General features: G+C 34.1%; 14 protein-coding genes. 7 read left to right on the top strand and 7 right to left on the bottom strand.

What is annotated here, in order from left to right; translation table 11 throughout:
• Window positions 1–3: 3 nt before the first annotated feature.
• Window positions 4–1800: a translation elongation factor 4 gene (lepA, locus tag QVZ41_RS02355; RefSeq protein ID WP_302882937.1), complete on the bottom strand. Its 1797-nt coding sequence runs from the start codon at window positions 1798–1800 to the stop codon at window positions 4–6.
• A gap of 138 nt (window positions 1801–1938) precedes the next feature.
• Between lepA and QVZ41_RS02350 the strand changes: the two genes are divergently transcribed.
• The 6 genes from QVZ41_RS02350 (at window position 1939) to QVZ41_RS02325 (ending at window position 9221) form a co-directional block, all read left to right on the top strand.
• Window positions 1939–2463, top strand: a complete 525-nt coding sequence (locus tag QVZ41_RS02350) for a DUF2911 domain-containing protein (protein WP_302882936.1) — start codon at window positions 1939–1941, stop codon at window positions 2461–2463.
• Between the two features lie 158 nt (window positions 2464–2621).
• Complete coding sequence (locus QVZ41_RS02345) at window positions 2622–5573, top strand: leucine--tRNA ligase (protein ID WP_302882935.1); 2952 nt, start codon at window positions 2622–2624, stop codon at window positions 5571–5573.
• Between the two features lie 159 nt (window positions 5574–5732).
• Window positions 5733–7172 carry a sensor histidine kinase gene (locus QVZ41_RS02340; RefSeq protein ID WP_302882933.1) on the top strand — a complete coding sequence of 480 codons (1440 nt, stop codon included), beginning with the start codon at window positions 5733–5735 and terminating at the stop codon, window positions 7170–7172.
• A 6-nt stretch (window positions 7173–7178) separates the two neighbouring features.
• Entirely contained in the window at window positions 7179–7916 is a 738-nt protein-coding gene (locus QVZ41_RS02335; RefSeq protein ID WP_302882932.1) for a ThuA domain-containing protein, read from the top strand.
• A 116-nt stretch (window positions 7917–8032) separates the two neighbouring features.
• A complete protein-coding gene (locus tag QVZ41_RS02330; RefSeq protein WP_302882931.1) occupies window positions 8033–8800 on the top strand; it encodes an enoyl-CoA hydratase/isomerase family protein in 768 nt (255 codons plus the stop codon).
• A 103-nt stretch (window positions 8801–8903) separates the two neighbouring features.
• Complete coding sequence (locus QVZ41_RS02325; protein ID WP_302882929.1) at window positions 8904–9221, top strand: DUF4286 family protein; 318 nt, start codon at window positions 8904–8906, stop codon at window positions 9219–9221.
• 52 nt (window positions 9222–9273) lie between these two features.
• Here the strand turns inward: QVZ41_RS02325 and ilvA are convergent, their stop codons facing one another.
• The 5 genes from ilvA to ilvD all read right to left on the bottom strand — a co-directional run bounded on the left by ilvA (window position 9274) and on the right by ilvD (window position 16202).
• Window positions 9274–10515: a threonine ammonia-lyase IlvA gene (gene ilvA, locus QVZ41_RS02320; protein ID WP_302882927.1), complete on the bottom strand. Its 1242-nt coding sequence runs from the start codon at window positions 10513–10515 to the stop codon at window positions 9274–9276.
• 81 nt (window positions 10516–10596) lie between these two features.
• Window positions 10597–12072 (bottom strand): ketol-acid reductoisomerase, encoded by a 1476-nt coding sequence (gene ilvC, locus QVZ41_RS02315; RefSeq protein WP_302882926.1) that lies wholly within the window; start codon window positions 12070–12072, stop codon window positions 10597–10599.
• Window positions 12073–12190: 118 nt separating this feature from the next.
• On the bottom strand, window positions 12191–12715 hold the full coding sequence (gene ilvN, locus QVZ41_RS02310; protein WP_302882925.1) for an acetolactate synthase small subunit: 525 nt from the start codon (window positions 12713–12715) through the stop codon (window positions 12191–12193).
• Between the two features lie 12 nt (window positions 12716–12727).
• Complete coding sequence (ilvB, locus tag QVZ41_RS02305; RefSeq protein ID WP_302882924.1) at window positions 12728–14428, bottom strand: biosynthetic-type acetolactate synthase large subunit; 1701 nt, start codon at window positions 14426–14428, stop codon at window positions 12728–12730.
• Window positions 14429–14522: 94 nt separating this feature from the next.
• Window positions 14523–16202 (bottom strand): dihydroxy-acid dehydratase, encoded by a 1680-nt coding sequence (ilvD, locus tag QVZ41_RS02300; RefSeq protein WP_302882923.1) that lies wholly within the window; start codon window positions 16200–16202, stop codon window positions 14523–14525.
• 355 nt (window positions 16203–16557) lie between these two features.
• Between ilvD and QVZ41_RS02295 the strand changes: the two genes are divergently transcribed.
• Window positions 16558–17844, top strand: coding sequence for a citrate synthase (locus QVZ41_RS02295; protein ID WP_302882922.1), 1287 nt, complete (start codon window positions 16558–16560; stop codon window positions 17842–17844).
• A gap of 146 nt (window positions 17845–17990) precedes the next feature.
• On the opposite strand, the gene accD is transcribed toward QVZ41_RS02295, so the two are convergent.
• Window positions 17991–18863 (bottom strand): acetyl-CoA carboxylase, carboxyltransferase subunit beta, encoded by an 873-nt coding sequence (gene accD / locus QVZ41_RS02290; RefSeq protein WP_302882921.1) that lies wholly within the window; start codon window positions 18861–18863, stop codon window positions 17991–17993.
• Window positions 18864–18927: the final 64 nt, after the last annotated feature.

The following is an 18927-nucleotide window of genomic DNA, read 5'->3' as shown; positions in this document are numbered from 1 at the left end:
TAATTAGTCGTTTAGTTTTAAAACGGCCATGAATGCTTCTTGTGGAATTTCAACATTTCCTACTTGTCTCATTCTCTTTTTACCTTTCTTTTGTTTTTCTAAAAGCTTACGTTTTCTTGAGATATCTCCTCCATAACATTTAGCAGTAACATCTTTTCTTAATGCCTTGGTGGTTTCTCTTGATATAATTTTTGCTCCAATAGCAGCCTGAATAGGAATGTCAAACTGTTGACGTGGAATTAATTCTTTTAATTTTTCACACATTTTTTTACCAATCTGATGAGCATTGTCTGCGTGAATTAAGGCCGATAGGGCATCTACAGAACTTCCGTTTAATAAAATGTCTACCTTAACTAGTTTTGAGGCTCTCATTCCTGTTGGATGATAATCAAAAGAAGCATATCCTTTTGATACGGTTTTTAACCTGTCGTAAAAGTCAAAAACAATTTCAGCCAAAGGCATGTCAAAACTCAATTCAACTCTTTCAGTAGTTAAATAAGTTTGGTTCACAATTTCTCCACGTTTTTCTATACATAAACTCATTACTTGTCCCACAAAATCTGACTTTGTAATGATAGAAGCTCTGATATATGGCTCCTCTACTCTGTCCATACTAGACGGGTCGGGTAAATCAGTAGGGTTGTTGACTAAAATAATAGTGTCTGGGTGTTTTTTTGTAAAAGCATGGTAAGATACGTTAGGTACTGTAGTAATCACCGTCATGTCAAACTCACGTTCTAAACGTTCCTGAATAATTTCCATGTGTAACATTCCTAAGAATCCACAACGGAAACCAAACCCTAGAGCAGCTGAACTTTCTGGTTGGAAAACTAACGAAGCATCGTTTAGTTGTAATTTTTCCATAGAAGCTCTTAGCTCCTCATAATCTTCGGTGTCTACAGGATAAATACCTGCATATACCATTGGTTTTACATTTTCAAATCCATCAATTCTTTCAGCTGTTGGATTTACCAAGCTAGTAATGGTGTCTCCAACTTTTACTTCAGAAGCAGTTTTAATACCTGTAATTAAGTATCCAACATCTCCTGTTTTGATTTCTTTTTTAGGACTTTGACGTAAATTTAAGGTTCCCACTTCATCGGCAAAATAATCTTTTCCAGTGGCCATAAATTTAATTTTTTCTCCTTTTTTAATAGAACCATCAATAATTCTAAAGTAAGTTTCTATTCCTCTGTATGAGTTGTATACAGAGTCAAAAATTAGAGCTTTTAAGGGAGCATCTGGATTCCCTGTTGGAGCAGGAACTCTTTCAATAATGGCTTTTAATATATTTGCAACACCAAAACCTGTTTTTCCACTTGCGTGGATCACGTCTTCGGGTTCACATCCTAAAAGATCTACAATATCATCAGTTACTTCATCAGGATTAGCACTTGGTAAATCAACCTTGTTTAACACGGGAATAATCTCCAAATCATTTTCTAAAGCCAAATATAAGTTAGAAATGGTTTGTGCTTGTATACTTTGTGCAGCATCAACAATTAACAAAGCTCCTTCACATGCAGCAATAGATCTAGATACTTCATAAGAAAAATCTACGTGTCCAGGAGTGTCAATTAAGTTTAAAATGTAATCTTCTCCTTCGTAATGATAATTCATTTGAATGGCGTGAGATTTAATGGTAATACCACGCTCTCTTTCCAAATCCATATTGTCTAACAATTGTGCTTGTTCTTCACGTTGGGTAACAGCACCAGTAAAACCTAATAGTCTATCTGCTAAGGTGCTTTTACCGTGGTCAATATGTGCAATAATGCAAAAATTTCTAATGTTCTTCATCTATCCTAAAATACTAGCTTGTTCAACTCGCAAAGATATAGTATTCAGTTGGGATAATAATCCCATCTAAATAAATTCCTTTATTAAAGGAATGAGATTTGTATATTAGCTCCAAAATAAATCATAAAAAAAATAATAATGAAAAAAGGACTTGTTTTGTTAGTAATGATATTGAGTTGTTTTGCTATAAATGCTCAAAGTTTTAAAGGATTAGATGTGAGTCCTATGGATGCGGTTTCTTATCCGATGAGTTATAAAACATCAGATAAAATAATTAAAATCATTTATAGTAGACCGCAGCTAAAGGGTAGAACAGTTGAAGCTTTAGCAAAACCAGGAGAGGTTTGGAGAATGGGAGCGAATGAGGCAACAGAAATTAGATTGTATAAAAATGTGGTTTTTGGAGGAGAAAAAGTTGAAGCAGGAACTTATTCTTTATTTGCTATTCCAGGTGAAAAAGAATGGACGATTATTTTAAATAGTGATACAGATGTTTGGGGAGCATATTCTTATAACGAAAAGCACGATGTAGTTAGAGTAAAAGCGGAGGTGTCTAAAAATGAAGAGAGTATTGAGGCTTTTACAATGGTTTTTGACAACAAAATGAATTTATATTTGGCTTGGGGAAATGAAATTGTAACCGTACCTATGAGCGAAGAATAAAAGATATAATTGTTTAAATGAAACAGCCTTTATAATAGGCTGTTTTTTTATGTCTAAATTTTAGCCGAAGGATAGCTTTCAACTCTCGTTTAAGAACTGTATTTTTGCCACTCGAAAAATAGTCTTTAGCCAATAGCTAACAGACAATAAGCTAAAAAATGGAATATAATTTTAACGAGATAGAAGCCAAATGGCAAAAATATTGGGCAGAAAACCAAACTTTTAAAGCAGAGAATACTTCTGACAAACCTAAGTTTTATGCTTTAGATATGTTTCCTTATCCTTCTGGAGCAGGGTTGCATGTAGGACATCCGTTAGGATATATTGCTTCAGATATTTTTGCTCGTTATAAACGTCATAAAGGTTTTAATGTATTGCATCCTCAGGGATACGATTCTTTTGGATTACCTGCGGAACAATATGCCATTCAAACAGGACAACATCCTGCAGTAACGACTGAAACCAATATCAATACCTATAGAAAACAATTAGATAAAATTGGTTTTTCTTTTGATTGGTCTCGTGAAATCAGAACATCAACACCAGAATATTATAAACATACCCAGTGGATTTTTACAGAATTGTTTAATGCTTGGTATAACAAAGCAGCAGACAAGGCAGAAAAAATAGATTCGTTAATTGCATTGTTCGAAGCAGATGGAACTGAAAACGTAAATGCGGTTTGTGATGAAGAGGTAGTTGATTTTACAGCATCTGATTGGAATGCTTTTTCAGATGTAGAAAAACAGCAAGTACTGTCAAAATATAGATTGACGTATTTGTCTGAAACAGAAGTAAACTGGTGTCCTGCATTAGGAACCGTTTTGGCAAATGATGAAATCATCAACGGATTGTCAGAACGTGGAGGTCATCCTGTGGTTCGTAAAAAAATGATGCAATGGTCTATGCGTATTGCAGCCTATGCACAGCGTTTGTTAGATGGGTTGAGTACTATTGATTGGCCACAACCATTAAAAGATGCTCAAACCAATTGGATTGGTCGTTCTCAAGGAGCATCAGTTAAATTTAAAGTTTTTTCAGAAGAACCAAGAACCAACAACCAACAACCAGCAACGATAGAAGTCTTCACCACCCGTCCTGACACTATTTTTGGAGTTACCTTTATGACTTTAGCTCCAGAACACGAATTGGTGTCGCAAATTGTAACGGATGAACAAAAAGAACAAGTAGAAGCTTATATACAGGCCACGGCAAAACGTTCGGAAAGAGATAGAATGGCGGATGTAAAAACCATTTCAGGGGCTTTTACAGGGGCTTATGCCATACATCCTTTTACAGGAGAAAACATTCCAATTTGGATTGGAGATTATGTATTGGCAAGTTATGGAACAGGAGCAGTGATGGCAGTTCCGTGTGGAGATCAACGTGATTACGATTTTGCAAAACATTTTGGAATTGAGATCAAAAATATTTTTGAAGGAGTAGATATTTCAGAAAGTGCTTGTGAAGACAAAACGGCTAAAATTGCCAATTCAGATTTCTTATCGGGCTTAAATGTAAACAAAGCAACCAAGTTGGCTATTTACGAAATGGAACAACGTGGTTTTGGAAAAGGAAAAATCAATTATCGTTTACGTGATGCAGTATTTAGCCGTCAGCGTTATTGGGGAGAACCATTTCCTGTATACTACAAAGATGGAATGCCTCAAATGATTGACAAAGAACATTTGCCAATTTTATTACCAGAGGTAGAAAAATATTTGCCAACAGAAGATGGACAACCACCTCTAGGAAATGCTGAGGTTTGGGCTTGGGACTGCGCAACTGCAGAGGTAGTTAATTGTGATAAAATTGATCATAAGACTGTGTTTCCATTGGAATTAAACACTATGCCAGGTTGGGCAGGTTCTTCTTGGTATTTTAATAGATACATGGATGCTAACAACGCTGATGAGTTTGCAAGTAAAGAAGCTTTAGACTATTGGAAAGAAGTAGATTTGTATTTAGGAGGATCAGAACATGCTACAGGACACTTATTGTATGCTCGTTTTTGGCAAAAATTCTTGTATGATTTAAATTATGTTCCCGTTGAGGAGTTTGCAAAAAAATTAATCAACCAAGGAATGATTTTGGGAACTTCTGCTTTTATACACTATGCAATAATTCATTTTACTAGTCCATCGACAGGAAATATAGCGATTGATACTAAAAGGCCTATTCTGGTTTTTTATTCCAAGAACACAGATTTAAAAAAATATGTTCAGGATAATTTTATAAAAGATTCAGATCTAGAATATACAATAGAAGATTTTAAAAGACATGTCGATGTTGTTTATGTTAATTCATCAGATGAATTAAATATTAAAGAGTTTGAATCAGATTCAAAATATTCTGATTTGTTTTCTGGAGTTTTTGAGTTTAGTTATTTGCTAGAAAATGATAAATATATAACTACTAGAGAAGTAGAAAAAATGTCTAAATCAAAATACAATGTGGTCAACCCAGATAGTATTTGTGAAGAATATGGAGCAGATAGTTTGCGTTTGTTCGAAATGTTCTTAGGACCTTTAGAGCAATCCAAACCATGGAATACAGCAGGAATTAGTGGAGTACATTCTTTCTTGAAAAAATTATGGAGATTGTATGCAAATGCAAACGATTTTAAAGGAGATGCAGGAGAACCAAGTAAAGAGGAGTTAAAAGTATTGCATAAAACCATCAAAAAGGTTCAAGAAGATATAGAGAATTTCTCATTCAATACTTCGGTAAGTACTTTCATGATTGCGGTAAATGAATTGGGAGCATTAAAGTGCACTAAAAAAGAAATTTTAGAACCTTTGTTGATTTTAATTTCTCCTTATGCACCACATATTACAGAAGAATTATGGTCTAAACTAGGAAATAATCAATCTATTGCAACAGCACCTTTCCCAGTTTTTGAGCCAAGTCATTTGGTAGAAAGCGCAAAGGAATACCCAGTTTCTTTTAATGGTAAAATGAGATTTAAATTAGAGCTGCCATTAGATTTATCAGCCAAAGAAATAGAAGATATTGTAATGGCTCATGAAAAAACACAAGATCAATTACAAGGAAGAACTCCTAAAAAAGTAATTATTGTACCAGGGAAAATCATCAATATAGTTGGTTAGTTTTTCTTGAATTAAAATAAAACAAAGGCGATGCATAGGCATCGCCTTTGTTGTTTATGGTGAGCTTTTGTGGTTATCTAAAATCAATTTCTTAGATTGGCTTGGCTTTTGATAACACTAAACCGTGTAAATAAACCAACCTAACTTATAGTTTTTCAGATGAATAGAGTTTCTTTAAGAATACGAATATTTTTAGCCATGCTGCTTTTGGTAGGATTAGCTTCAATATTTATAGCGGTAGTAACAGTAAGGCAGTATAAAAAACAAACCAAAGAATATTACGATTCTCGTTTTGAAAGAAAAGAAACAGCCGCTCAGAAGAACGTAAACTTTGAACTAGAAAACACTATTTATCCAGCATATCAACAGTTTTTAGGATTTATTTTTAGAGAAAGAATTCATGAGATTGCAACGGTGCATGATATGAAAATGAGTATATATGATTTGAATGGTAAATTACAAATTAACTCTTTTGATCCGTGGTTTAGAGTTTTTAAAGATAGAATGCCTATTCAGATTTTGGATAAACTAAAAGAAAAAGAGGAGTATAAAGAACCTGTAAATCTAGAAAACGGAAAAATTTCACAATCATCTTACTCGTATATTCACGATAGAAATATGAATAAGGTGGGGATTCTTAAAATAGAATACATACAAGATAATAGTCAAGAAGAAGAAGAATTAACCTCTTTTTTAAACAGACTTTTTGTGGTATACGCAGTAATGTTATTGTTGGCGGTTGCCTTTGCTTATTTCTTATCTAGCTACATAACTCGCTCCTTAAAATCTATTTCTGATAAAATTCAAGAAACCAAATTGTTGCAAAACAATCAAAAAATTGATACCAAAGATTCTACACCAGAAATTGCTTCTATTGTAGATGCATACAATCAAATGATTGATGAATTAGAAGAAAGTGCCGAAAAATTAGCGAAGAGTGAAAGAGAACAGGCTTGGAGAGAAATGGCCAAACAGGTAGCCCATGAAATTAAAAATCCACTAACGCCAATGAAGTTAACGGTACAGAACTTTGAAAGAACTTTTGACCCAAATGCAGAAGGAATTAGAGAAAAGGTAAAGGACTATTCTTTGATGTTAACTCAACAAATTGATGTCATGTCATCAATTGCAACTTCTTTTTCTGATTTTGCAAGAATGCCTCAAAAAAATATAGAAAGGGTAGATTTGGTAAGAACCATAAAATCAGCCATTGATATTTTTTACGATGATGCCATCGAATTTCAATCTAACCAAGAAGAAATCTTTTTAAACTTAGATAAAAATCAAATCACAAGGGTGATTAATAATTTGGTAAAAAATGCAACGCAGGCCACTGAAGCAGTAGAAGAGCCAATCATTCAAGTAAAACTTAAAGAAACCGATAAAGAAGTTGTTTTAACAGTAAAAGACAACGGTAAAGGGATTGCTGATGAAGACAAAGATCTTATTTTTGAACCTAAATTTACTACTAAGACTAGTGGTATGGGGTTGGGCTTACCGATGGTTAAAAACATTATAGAAACCTACAAAGGGGAGGTCGAGTTTAATTCTGTGGTTGGTTTTGGAACTGAGTTTAAAATTAGTTTTCCTAAAAATTAATAATTCATGAAAAAATACTTACTAATTGGTCTGTTCTTGTTAATAACAACCAGCATTAATGCTCAACAAGTTTCAGTTTTGGTTTTTTCTAAAACGGCGGGCTATAGACATGATTCTATAGAAACAGGGATAGAGGCTTTAAAAAAGATGGCAGAAGAAAATAACTGGAAAATGACCTTCTCCGAAGATGCTTCTATTTTTAATGACAAAGATCTATCAAGTTTTAGTACGCTATTCTTTTTAAACACCACCGGAGATATTTTAAATGAAGAGCAACAAAAGGCAATGGTAGTTTTTATTGAAAAAGGAAACGGTTTTGTTGGAATTCATGCGGCAACAGATACAGAAATGGAATGGGAATGGTACGGAGAAATGACAGGAGCTGTTTTTAAAAATCATCCAAAAATTCAAAAAGCCACAGTAAAACTAAGTAAAAATCATGATCATATAACAATAGCTCACTTAAAAGAACAAGAAGTTTTTTTAGATGAATGGTATAATTTTCATCTGCCTATAAGTGAAAAAATAGAGGTGTTGGCAACTTTAGATGAAAGTAGTTATACAGGAGAACAAATGGGGGTGAGTCATCCCATTATATGGTATCAAATCTTTCAAGGTGCTAGAGTTTTCTATACAGGTCTGGGACATACAAAAGAGTCTTTTTCAGACATTCGTTTTTTAAATCAATTAAAAAATGCTATTATTTGGACTTCAGGAAAAGAAGAGTCAGAAGATGTAAAATGAATTTTATCAAAATTTACAATTGAATAGCAATGGCTTGTTAATTACTTTTTTTATCTTAATGATGTTTTACAAAAGTAAAAAGGTATTGATTCTGAACTCTCTAAATTAAGTTTATAATGCAAATAGAAAATATTCAGTTTGAGCAAGAAGGAGCTATTATGTATATCACCATCAATCGTGAAAAGCAGCTCAATGCAATAAATAAAAAAACAATTTTAGAGTTAAATCATATACTTTGTTTATGTGAATCAGACGATACAATAAGAGTATTAATTATGACTGGAGCAGGTGATAAAGCTTTTGTTGCCGGAGCAGATATTAAAGAATTTGCCAATTTTAATAGAAGAGAAGGAACGGAATTATCGCGTTTTGGACACGAACTATTGTTTGATAAAATAGCAACGTATACAAAACCTGTCATCGCGGCTATCAATGGTTATGCTTTGGGTGGGGGATTAGAATTGGCTTTGGCTGCACAAATAAGAATTGCTTCTGACAACGCGAAAATGGGACAACCAGAAGTGACTTTAGGGGTGATTCCTGGTTATGGAGGAACTCAAAGATTGACTCAGTTGGTAGGAAAAGGAAAAGCGATGGAATTGATTTTAACAGGAGAGATGATTTCAGCGCAGGAGGCATTAAAAATAGGAATGGTGAACTACGTGGTGTCACAAGAGGATTTGTTGTTAAAAGCCATTGAAATAGCCAATAAAATAGTACAGAATTCTCCTAGAGCAGTAAGGAAAAGTATACAAGCCATAAACGCTACTTATGGGAATATTGGATTGTTAAAAGAGATAGAGTTATTTGGATCTTGTTTTGGAACCGAAGAATTTCAGGAAGGAGTTACTGCTTTTTTAGAAAAGAGAAAACCTAATTTTTAGAAAGCTATTTTAGGTTGACTTAATTCTTTGACTATTAGAAAAATTATTCAAGGTTAATTGTACTTTGAAAGTCAAACCTGTATTTTTGCAAAAAAAATAAAAGATGTACATATATAATGTAACTACAAATGTAGCAGATGGTATTCATGAAGATTGGTTGGTATGGATGAGAGAGTTTTATATTCCTCAAATGTTAGCTACAGGTAAATTTTCAGGGGCTAAAATGACTAGGGTTATGATTCAAGAAGAAATGGGAGGGAAAACCTATTCTGTACAATACGCAGTAAAAGATAAAAATACATTTAAAGCATTTTATATGGAAGATGCTTCTAAGATGAACGCAAAAATGCAAGCTAAATATGAAGATGGACAAGTTGTTTCTTTTCAAACAGAATTAGAAGTAATTGAAGACTTTTATTAAATTATATATTGATAATAACAAAAAAACGCTCCAAATTTGGAGCGTTTTTTTGTTATACAATTTGACTGAACAATTCTGGTTTTTCGTTTAAATATTCCCCATAAAATCCTTTTTCTTTCATTCTAAAAAGCAAAGGTTCAAAGTCTTCTTTATGACTCAATTCAATTCCTACAATAGCTGAAGCGGTACTCCTACTATTTTTTTTGGTGTACTCAAAATGAACAATATCATCTGTTTCCGATAGCACATCACCCACAAATTCTTTTAAAGCACCTGCTCTTTGTGGAAAACTCACAATAAAATAATGTTTTAAACCATCGTATAACAAAGCACGCTCTTTCATTTCTTCCATTCGTGTGATGTCGTTATTACCACCACTTAACACACAAACAACGGTTTTCCCTTTAATTTCTTTTGCATAATTGTCTAAAGCAGCAATAGAAAGTGCCCCAGCAGGTTCTGCAACAATGGCATTTTCGTTGTATAATTTTAAAATGGTTTTACAGATATGTCCTTCATCAATTAAAGAAACATCTTCTAAATAGTCTTTACAGATAGGAAAAGTATTGTCTCCCATTTTTTGTACGGCAGCCCCATCTACAAATTTATCTATATTGTAGATTTTGGTATTTTCTCCCTTTTCTAAAGAGGTTTTAAGTGACGGAGCTCCTTTGGGTTCTAAACCAATAATTTTGGTGTTAGGACTCAAATTTTTAAAAACAGTAATCATTCCAGAAGCCAATCCACCACCACCAATTGGAAGGAATAAATAGTCTATAGGCTGGCTGATAGCATCTAATATTTCCAATGCCACAGTTCCTTGTCCCGACATCACATCCCAATCATTAAAGGGATGTACATAAGTAGCATTGGTTTCTGTTTGATAGATTTCAGCAGCCTTAGAACTCTCGTCAAAAGTATCTCCGACCAATTTAACTGTAGTAAATTCTCCACCAAACATTTTAACTTGAGATATTTTTTGCTTTGGAGTAGTAACAGGCATAAAAATAACTCCATGTACCTCTAACGTATTACAAGCATAAGCAACTCCCTGAGCGTGGTTTCCTGCACTGGCACAAACCACACCGTTTGCCAATTCTTTTTTGTTGAGGTTTTTAATTCTATTATAGGCTCCACGAATTTTATAAGACCTCACCAATTGTAGGTCTTCTCTTTTAAAATAAATGTTAGCATCAAACTTTTTTGAAAAGTTATCCATGTAAGATAAAGGAGTGTTTTGTACAACTCCCTTGATGTTCATTTGTGCTTTGATGATGGATTCTAAGTTAACCATATAGTTGAATTGTTTACTTTGATAAAAATAAAAAAAGCCGTTGCATTTGCAACGGCTTTCTGTAATATTAAAAGATCGTAATTATGATACGATTTTTTTCATTGCCGTCATAGACTCACGTAATTCCTCACCAATATACTCAACTTCGTGTTCACGAATAGCTTTGTTTACAGCAATTAATTCAGCGTTGTCAACACCATTACTTCCTGTAGAGAATGGCTTACCAATTAAGTTGCTAGGTGCGTTTTTAACGTACTCAGCAATTAAAGGCTTACAAGCGTGGTCAAATAAGTAACATCCGTACTCTGCAGTATCAGAAATGACACGGTTCATTTCAAATAATTTTTTACGAGCAATTGTGTTTGCAATTAATGGAGTTTCGTGTAAAGATTCGTAGTAAGCAGATTCTTCAACAATTCCAGAGTCAACCATTGCTTCAAAAGCCAATTCAACACCAGCTTTAACCATCGCAACCATTAAAGTACCGTTGTCGTAGTATTCTTGTTCAGAAATCTGGAAATCTCCAGCTGGAGTTTTTTCAAAGTTAGTTTCTCCTGTAGCAGCTCTCCAAGTTAATAAGTTTACATCATCATTTGCCCAGTCTTCCATCATTGTTTTAGAAAAGTGACCAGAGATGATATCATCCATATGCTTTTGGAATAATGGTCTCATAATGTCTTTCAACTCTTCAGAAACTTTAAAAGCTTCAATTTTAGCTGGGTTAGACAATCTATCCATCATGTTGGTAATACCTCCGTATTTTAAACCTTCAGTAATTGTTTCCCATCCGTATTGGATTAATTTAGAAGCATATCCTGGGTCAATTCCTTCAGCTACCATTTTGTCAAAGCATAAGATAGATCCAGTTTGTAACAATCCACATAAAATAGTTTGTTCTCCCATTAAATCAGATTTCACTTCAGCAACAAAAGAAGACTTTAATACACCTGCAGTGTGCCCTCCTGTACCCACAGCATAAGCTTTAGCATAATCCCATCCTTTTCCTTCTGGATCGTTTTCAGGGTGTACAGCAATTAAAGTAGGGACTCCAAATCCTCTCTTAAATTCTTCACGAACTTCAGATCCTGGAGACTTAGGTGCCACCATAATTACAGTAATATCTTTACGGATTTGCATTCCTTCTTCTACGATGTTAAAACCGTGAGAGTAAGATAATGTAGCTCCTTTTTTCATCAATGGCATCACAGCAGTTACAACAGCAGTGTGTTGTTTGTCTGGAGTCAAGTTGATTAATAAGTCAGCAGTAGGAATCATTTCTTCATAAGTTCCTACAGCAAAGTTATTTTCAGTAGCGTTAAGGTAAGATTGTCTTTTTTCTTCAATAGCAGCTCCTCTTAAAGTGTAAGATACATCTAATCCAGAATCACGCATGTTTAATCCTTGGTTTAACCCTTGTGCACCACATCCGATGATAACGATTTTTTTACCTTTTAAAGCTTCAACACCGTTGTTGAATTCGCTTCTGTCCATAAATTCACACTGTCCTAATTGCTCTAATTGCTCTCTTAAAGAAAGTGTGTTAAAATAATTTGCCATTTTGCTTTTATTTTTATTCTAAATTGTTACTTGTTATTTCGCTAAAAATGAGCTTGATGAGATTAAATTTCTCACCAAGCTCAACATATTTTTATTGCGTTGCCAAATTTAGGGAATTCTATTGAACTATCTCTCCTAAAATTTTACGAATATTCATCGCTTCTTTTGAAATGGCTACTCTACCTGAGCGTACAAATTGAGCAATCCCAAAAGGTTTAAAAGATTCGTATATAGCATCTATTTCGTGTCTTCTTCCCGCTTTTTCTACTACAAAAAAAGTTCTGTTTACAGTCACAATATTCATACTGTGTTCTTTGATGATATTTTGAATTTGTGGATTTTCAAACAACAAATCTGATTTAAACTTAAACATAGCTGTTTCAGTAAAAATAATTTCATCTTCTGTATGATAATAAGCTTGAATGACTTCTACTTGTTTTTCTAACTGACCAATAATCTTTTTAACAGCATCTTCAGTCATGTTTACAACCAAGATAAACCTAGAAACATTTTCTATTTCAGAGTGAGAAACAGTTAAACTTTCTATGTTGATGTGTCTTTTAACAAAAATGGTAGAGATTCTGTTTAACAACCCTAAGTTGTTTTCAGAATAAACGGATATGGTATATGATTTTTTTTCCATGTCTTTAGTTTTCTAGCTTAATCTTACATCTGATACACTTGCACCTGTAGGAACCATTGGGAATACATTGTCTTCTTTTTCAACCATCACTTCTAAAAAGTAAGAGCTTTCACTAGCAATCATTTCATCAATAGCAGCTTGTAAGTTTTCGCGTTGGGTTACTTTTTTAGCAGGAATGCTGTAAGCTTCTGCTAATTTTATAAAGTCAGGATTAATCATCTCTGTAGAAGCATAACGTCTATCAAAAAATAATTGTTGCCATTGACGTACCATTCCTAGAAATTCATTATTCAAAACCACAATTTTAACAGCAGTTCCTGTTTGCAAAATAGTTCCTAGTTCTTGACAAGTCATTTGAAAACCTCCATCACCAATAATAGCCACAACATCTCTTGAAGGGGCTCCCATTTTAGCACCGATGGCTGCTGGTAAAGCAAATCCCATAGTTCCTAAACCACCTGAAGTTACATTACTTCTTGTATTGGTAAAGTTAGCATAACGAACCGCCATCATTTGGTGTTGACCTACATCAGACACTATCACAGCGTTGTCTTTAGTTGCTTTGTTAATACCTTGTAATACTTCACCCATGGTCAATCCTTCTTTGGTTGGATTTAACTGACCATCAATAACTTTTTCAAATTCTATTTGGTCAAAAGCTCTAAATTCATTTAACCAAGAAGTATATTCTTTTTGATCTACATATTCTAAGATTTTCCCTAAAGTGTCTTTTGCGTCACCTAAAACAGCAACGTCTGACTTTACGTTTTTATCTATTTCAGCAGGATCTATATCAAAATGAATAACCTTGGCTTGTTTTGCATATACATCTAATTTTCCAGTAACACGGTCGTCAAAACGCATTCCAATAGCAATTAAGACATCACATTCATTGGTTAATTTATTAGGCCCGTAGTTTCCATGCATTCCAACCATACCTACATTTAAAGGATGATTGGTTGCCAGTGCCGACAATCCTAAAACAGTCCAAGCTGATGGAATTCCAGATTTTTCAATAAAAGCTTTTAATTCTGCTTCAGCACTTCCTAAAATAACTCCTTGACCAAAAATAATCATTGGTTTTTTAGCACCATTGATAATTTCAGCAGCTTGTTTAACCTTTTCGATATCGGTTTCAGGAATTGGTTTATAGCTCCTTACTTGTGAACATTTTTCATAACTGTTGTAATCAAGTTCACCTTGTTGCGCATCTTTAGTAATGTCAATCAATACAGGTCCTGGTCTACCAGACTTGGCAATATAAAATGCTTTGGCAATGGCAGCAGGAATGTCTTCTGCTTTGGTTACTTGGCAATTCCATTTAGTAATAGGAGAGGAGATACTTATCACATCTGTTTCCTGAAAGGCATCTGTTCCTAAAAGGTGAGAAGCTACCTGCCCGGTAATACATACCACTGGAGTAGAGTCTATTTGAGCATCTGCAATTCCAGTGATTAAGTTCGTTGCACCAGGTCCTGAAGTAGCCAAGGCAACACCAACTCTACCTGAAGTTCTAGCATATCCTTGCGCTGCATGTGCAGCACCTTGTTCATGTCTAGTTAATACATGATGTAGTTGGTCTTGGTATTTATACAATTCATCGTAGATAGGCATAATGGCTCCTCCGGGATATCCGTAGGCAACATCAACTCCTTCTGCAATAAGACATCTTACTACAGCTTCGGCTCCTATGATTCTTTCTGTGTTTTTCATACTTCGTATGTAGTATTGAGTACTGAGTACTGAGTATTGAGTATAGGTTGTTGATTTAAACTTTGTACTTGATACTTTTTACTTGGTACTTTGATTAATATTTATCTGTTACACATCCTTCAGAAGCCGAAGCTACTGATCTGGCGTATTTAAACAGAATACCTTTATTGTGTTTTAAAGGTGGTTGGATCCACTTAGCTTTACGAGTGGCGATTTCTTCCTCTGAAACTTGTAAAGTAATTGAGTTGTCCTCTGCACTAATGGTAATGGTATCTCCCGTTTCTACCAATCCAATCAATCCACCGTCTTGTGCTTCGGGCGTTATGTGACCTACCACAAACCCGTGTGTTCCACCAGAAAAACGTCCGTCAGTAATCAAAGCAACTGATTTACCTAAACCAGCTCCCATAATTAATGATGTTGGTTTTAGCATCTCTGGCATTCCAGGGCCACCTTTAGGTCCAACATAACGAATAACGACGACGTCTCCTCTGTTTACTTCTCCATTAGAAATTCCGGTATTGGCAGCTTGTTCACCATCGTAAACAACCGCTCTTCCTTCAAATTTTAATCCTTCGTTTCCAGATATCTTTGCAACTGCTCCTTTCTCAGCAAGGTTACCATATAAGATTTGTAAGTTACCTGATGATTTTAAGGCTTTATCAGTTGGATGAACAACATCTTGATCTTCAAATTCCATAGCTTCTACATCAGCTAAGTTTTCTGCCAAAGTCTTTCCTGTAACAGTCATACAGTCACCGTGTAAATATCCTTTTTCTAATAAATATTTCATAATGGCTGGTGTACCACCAATACTATGCACATCTTCCATTAAATATTTACCAGAAGGTTTTAAATCTGCAATCAACGGAGTGTTATCACTTACTCTCTGAAAATCTTCTAGAGTAAATTCAATATCAGCTGCATAGGCAATGGCCAAATAGTGTAAAACAGCATTGGTTGATCCACCTAAAGCATTGACCAAAGCAACGGCGTTTTCTATTGATTTTTTGGTGACAATATCTTTGGGTTTTAAGTCTAGTTCTAATAAATTTTTCATGGCTTTAGCAGTTCGCTCAGCTTCTGATAATTTATTAGGGTTTTCTGCAGGAATTGAGGAGTTATACGGCAAAGCCATTCCCATACATTCTATAGAAGATGCCATGGTGTTTGCAGTGTACATTCCTCCACAAGCTCCAGCTCCTGGAATAGCAGATTTAATAATTTCTCTATATTCAGTTTCGTCAATTTCTCCTGCAACTTTTTGTCCTAAAGCTTCAAACGCAGAAACAATGTTCAATTTACGTCCTTTGTATTTTCCTGAAGCGATACTTCCTCCGTACACCATTAACGATGGACGATTTAAACGCAACATAGCAATAATAGCTCCTGGCATATTTTTATCACAACCAACAACACCCACCAAACCATCATAGCTTTGAGCGTTTACTACAGTTTCCATAGAATCTGCAATAATATCTCTTGAAGCCAATGAGTAATTCATTCCAGAAGTTCCCATGGAAATACCATCACTCACACCAATGGTGTTAAAAGTCAATCCAACTTGTTCGTTAAGGTTTGTATATTTCTTAATTTCTTGAGCTAAGTTGTTCAAATGCATGTTACATGGATTTCCATCATAACCAGTACTTGCGATACCAATTTGAGGTTTGTTCATGTCTTCATCTGTTAATCCTACTGCATACAACATTGCTTGTGAAGCAGGTTGTGATGGATCTTGAGTAAGTCTTTTACTGTGTTTATTTAATGCCATTCTTAAAGGTCTTTATTTCAAAATTTTCTCAATGAACACACAAAATTAGAATAGTAATTAAGGATAAAAAAAAAATCCTAAAAAACTTACGTTGTTCAGTGATTGTTATTTTTTATAAATAATTATAAATCAGAACATTAAATGTTTTAAGAAATGATGTTAAGACGTTTATAATCTCTTTATTTAATTTATTATAAAATGAAATAGTTGTTATATATTGTAAAGAAAAGAGGAGTTTTGTTAAACTACGTATGTTTACGTAGTGTAATTAAGTAATTTTATCTTTTGAAAAAAGGGATTTATTTGTAGATTTGTGAATCTCAAGTAAAAATATTAAGGAAATATTAAATTTTATATGTCAAACACAGCAATACTAGAAATAGAAGGAAAAAAGTACGAGCTTCCATTAGAGCGTGGTTCAGAGAACGAAGTAGCAATTGATATCAAACAGCTTAGGGCAGCAACTGAAGGTGTTACGACGATTGATCCAGGGTTTAAAAATACAGGTTCATGTAAAAGTGCTATTACCTTTTTAGATGGTGAGAAAGGAATTTTAAGATATAGAGGATATGCAATTGAAGAATTAGCAGAAAAAGCTTCTTTTTTAGAAGTTTCATATTTGCTTATTTTTGGAGAATTACCAACCACAGAACAATTGGATAAATTTGATCAAGACATCAAAAATAATTCAATGGTGGATGAAGATATTCACAAAATTTTAGATGCTTTTCCAAAGAATGCACACCCAATGGGAGTGTTGTCATCTTTAACTAGTGCTTTGACTGCATTTAATCCAAAAGCAGTTGACATTACTTCTGAACAGGATATGTACAATGCCATTGTAATTCTTATGGGGAAATTCCCAGTGTTGGTATCTTGGTGCATGCGTAAGATGAAAGGTGAGCCTTTAGATTATGGAGATGTTGATTTGAGCTATGAAGAGAATTTTGCAAAAATGATGTTCAAAAAGGCTAATAAAGAATATCAAATAAATAAAATTGTTATTGATGCTCTTGATAAGTTATTAATCTTACATGCAGATCATGAGCAAAACTGTTCAACATCTACAGTAAGAATTGTAGGGTCTTCTCATGCTGGATTATTTGCTTCAATTTCTGCTGGTATTTCTGCTTTATGGGGACCGTTACATGGTGGTGCAAACCAAGCTGTAATTGAAATGTTAGAAGAAATTAAAGCCGATGGTGGTGGTTTTGAAAAATATTTAGATAAGGCTAAAGATAAGAATGATCCTTTCCGTTTGATGGGATTCGGGCACAGAGTATATAAGAACTTCGATCCACGTGCAAAAATTATTAAGGTAGCTGCAGAAGATATTTTAAAAGATTTAGATATTCAAGATCCTGTATTAGACATTGCGAGAGGTTTGTCTGAGGCGGCGTTAAATGATGAATACTTTAAGTCTAGAAATTTATATCCTAACGTAGATTTTTACTCTGGAATTATATATCGTGCATTAGGAATTCCTGTAGAAATGTTTACAGTGTTATTCGCAATGGGACGTTTACCAGGATGGATTGCTCAATGGAAAGAAATGAGAGAGAATAAAGAGCCTATTGGTCGTCCTCGTCAATTATATGTTGGGGAAACATTAAGGTCGTATGTAGATATTGAAAAAAGATAATATCTGAGAAGATATATTGATATACATAAAACCTCCAAAACTAATTTAGTCTTGGAGGTTTTTTTAATGGCATAATTTTTTTCTTATGTGTATAAAAAAAGCCCTTTTTAATTTTAAAAAGGGCTTTTTTAGATATTGTAAAAGATTTATATCGCAGCTTTTGTTCTAATCTTGTTGTTTTGAATCAAGTCAATATATAAATTGATTTGTTTTTTTAGGTTTTTACGTTCGTAAATAGCATCTAAGAAACCATGTTCTAATAAAAATTCAGAGCGTTGGAAACCTTCTGGTAAATCTTGTCCTGTGGTATCTCTTACCACACGTGGACCAGCAAAAGCAACCAAGGCGTTAGGCTCTGCAATATTGATGTCTCCTAACATGGCGTATGAAGCAGTAGTTCCTCCAGTTGTAGGGTCTGTGCATAATGAAATGTAAGGTATTTTAGCTTCTGCCAATTGTGTTAATTTAGCAGAGGTTTTTACCAACTGCATTAAAGACAAAGGTGCTTCTTGCATACGAGCACCACCAGATTTAGAAATCATTAAAAATGGAGTTTTGTTTTCTCTAGCATAGTCAATTGCTCTTGCTATTTTTTCTCCAACCACAGATCCCATAGAACCTCCAATAAAAGCAAAGTCCATAGCAGCAATAACTATTGGTTTTCCATAAGAGTTCCCAACAGCCGTTCTTACTGCATCTTTTAAATTGGTTTTACTTTGTGCTTCTTTAATTCTTTCTGGATAAGGTTTGGTGTCTTCAAAATTTAAAGAATCTACAGATGTTAGGTTTTTGTCTAACTCAGTATATTTGTTATTATCGAATAATATTTCAAAATATTCATTACTACCGATTCTTACATGATATCCGTCTTCAGGACTTACATATAGGTTTCCTTTTAATTCATCTGTATCGATGATTTTTCCGCTAGGAGTTTTGTACCACAATCCTTTAGGCACATCTTTCTTAGCTTCTGTAGGGGTTTGAATTCCTTTATCACTTCTTTTAAACCAAGCTGTCATAATTATTCATTTAAATAGAGGGGCAATTTACTAAAAAAAATAGAGAAACTGCATAAAATCAGTT

It is taken from the genome of Wenyingzhuangia gilva (genome assembly GCF_030519655.1).
Classification (GTDB): Bacteria; Bacteroidota; Bacteroidia; order Flavobacteriales; family Flavobacteriaceae; genus Wenyingzhuangia; species Wenyingzhuangia gilva.
This window is presented reverse-complemented; position numbering and strand designations above follow the sequence as displayed.

What these genes read in the sequence shown, in the direction of transcription:
- lepA (WP_302882937.1), bottom strand. Translation starts at nt 1,800, where the DNA reads ATGAAGAACATTAGAAATTTTTGCATTATTGCACATATTGACCACGGT.
- QVZ41_RS02350 (WP_302882936.1), top strand. Translation starts at nt 1,939, where the DNA reads ATGAAAAAAGGACTTGTTTTGTTAGTAATGATATTGAGTTGTTTTGCT.
- QVZ41_RS02345 (WP_302882935.1), top strand. Translation starts at nt 2,622, where the DNA reads ATGGAATATAATTTTAACGAGATAGAAGCCAAATGGCAAAAATATTGG.
- QVZ41_RS02340 (WP_302882933.1), top strand. Translation starts at nt 5,733, where the DNA reads ATGAATAGAGTTTCTTTAAGAATACGAATATTTTTAGCCATGCTGCTT.
- QVZ41_RS02335 (WP_302882932.1), top strand. Translation starts at nt 7,179, where the DNA reads ATGAAAAAATACTTACTAATTGGTCTGTTCTTGTTAATAACAACCAGC.
- QVZ41_RS02330 (WP_302882931.1), top strand. Translation starts at nt 8,033, where the DNA reads ATGCAAATAGAAAATATTCAGTTTGAGCAAGAAGGAGCTATTATGTAT.
- QVZ41_RS02325 (WP_302882929.1), top strand. Translation starts at nt 8,904, where the DNA reads ATGTACATATATAATGTAACTACAAATGTAGCAGATGGTATTCATGAA.
- ilvA (WP_302882927.1), bottom strand. Translation starts at nt 10,515, where the DNA reads ATGGTTAACTTAGAATCCATCATCAAAGCACAAATGAACATCAAGGGA.
- ilvC (WP_302882926.1), bottom strand. Translation starts at nt 12,072, where the DNA reads ATGGCAAATTATTTTAACACACTTTCTTTAAGAGAGCAATTAGAGCAA.
- ilvN (WP_302882925.1), bottom strand. Translation starts at nt 12,715, where the DNA reads ATGGAAAAAAAATCATATACCATATCCGTTTATTCTGAAAACAACTTA.
- ilvB (WP_302882924.1), bottom strand. Translation starts at nt 14,428, where the DNA reads ATGAAAAACACAGAAAGAATCATAGGAGCCGAAGCTGTAGTAAGATGT.
- ilvD (WP_302882923.1), bottom strand. Translation starts at nt 16,202, where the DNA reads ATGGCATTAAATAAACACAGTAAAAGACTTACTCAAGATCCATCACAA.
- QVZ41_RS02295 (WP_302882922.1), top strand. Translation starts at nt 16,558, where the DNA reads ATGTCAAACACAGCAATACTAGAAATAGAAGGAAAAAAGTACGAGCTT.
- accD (WP_302882921.1), bottom strand. Translation starts at nt 18,863, where the DNA reads ATGACAGCTTGGTTTAAAAGAAGTGATAAAGGAATTCAAACCCCTACA.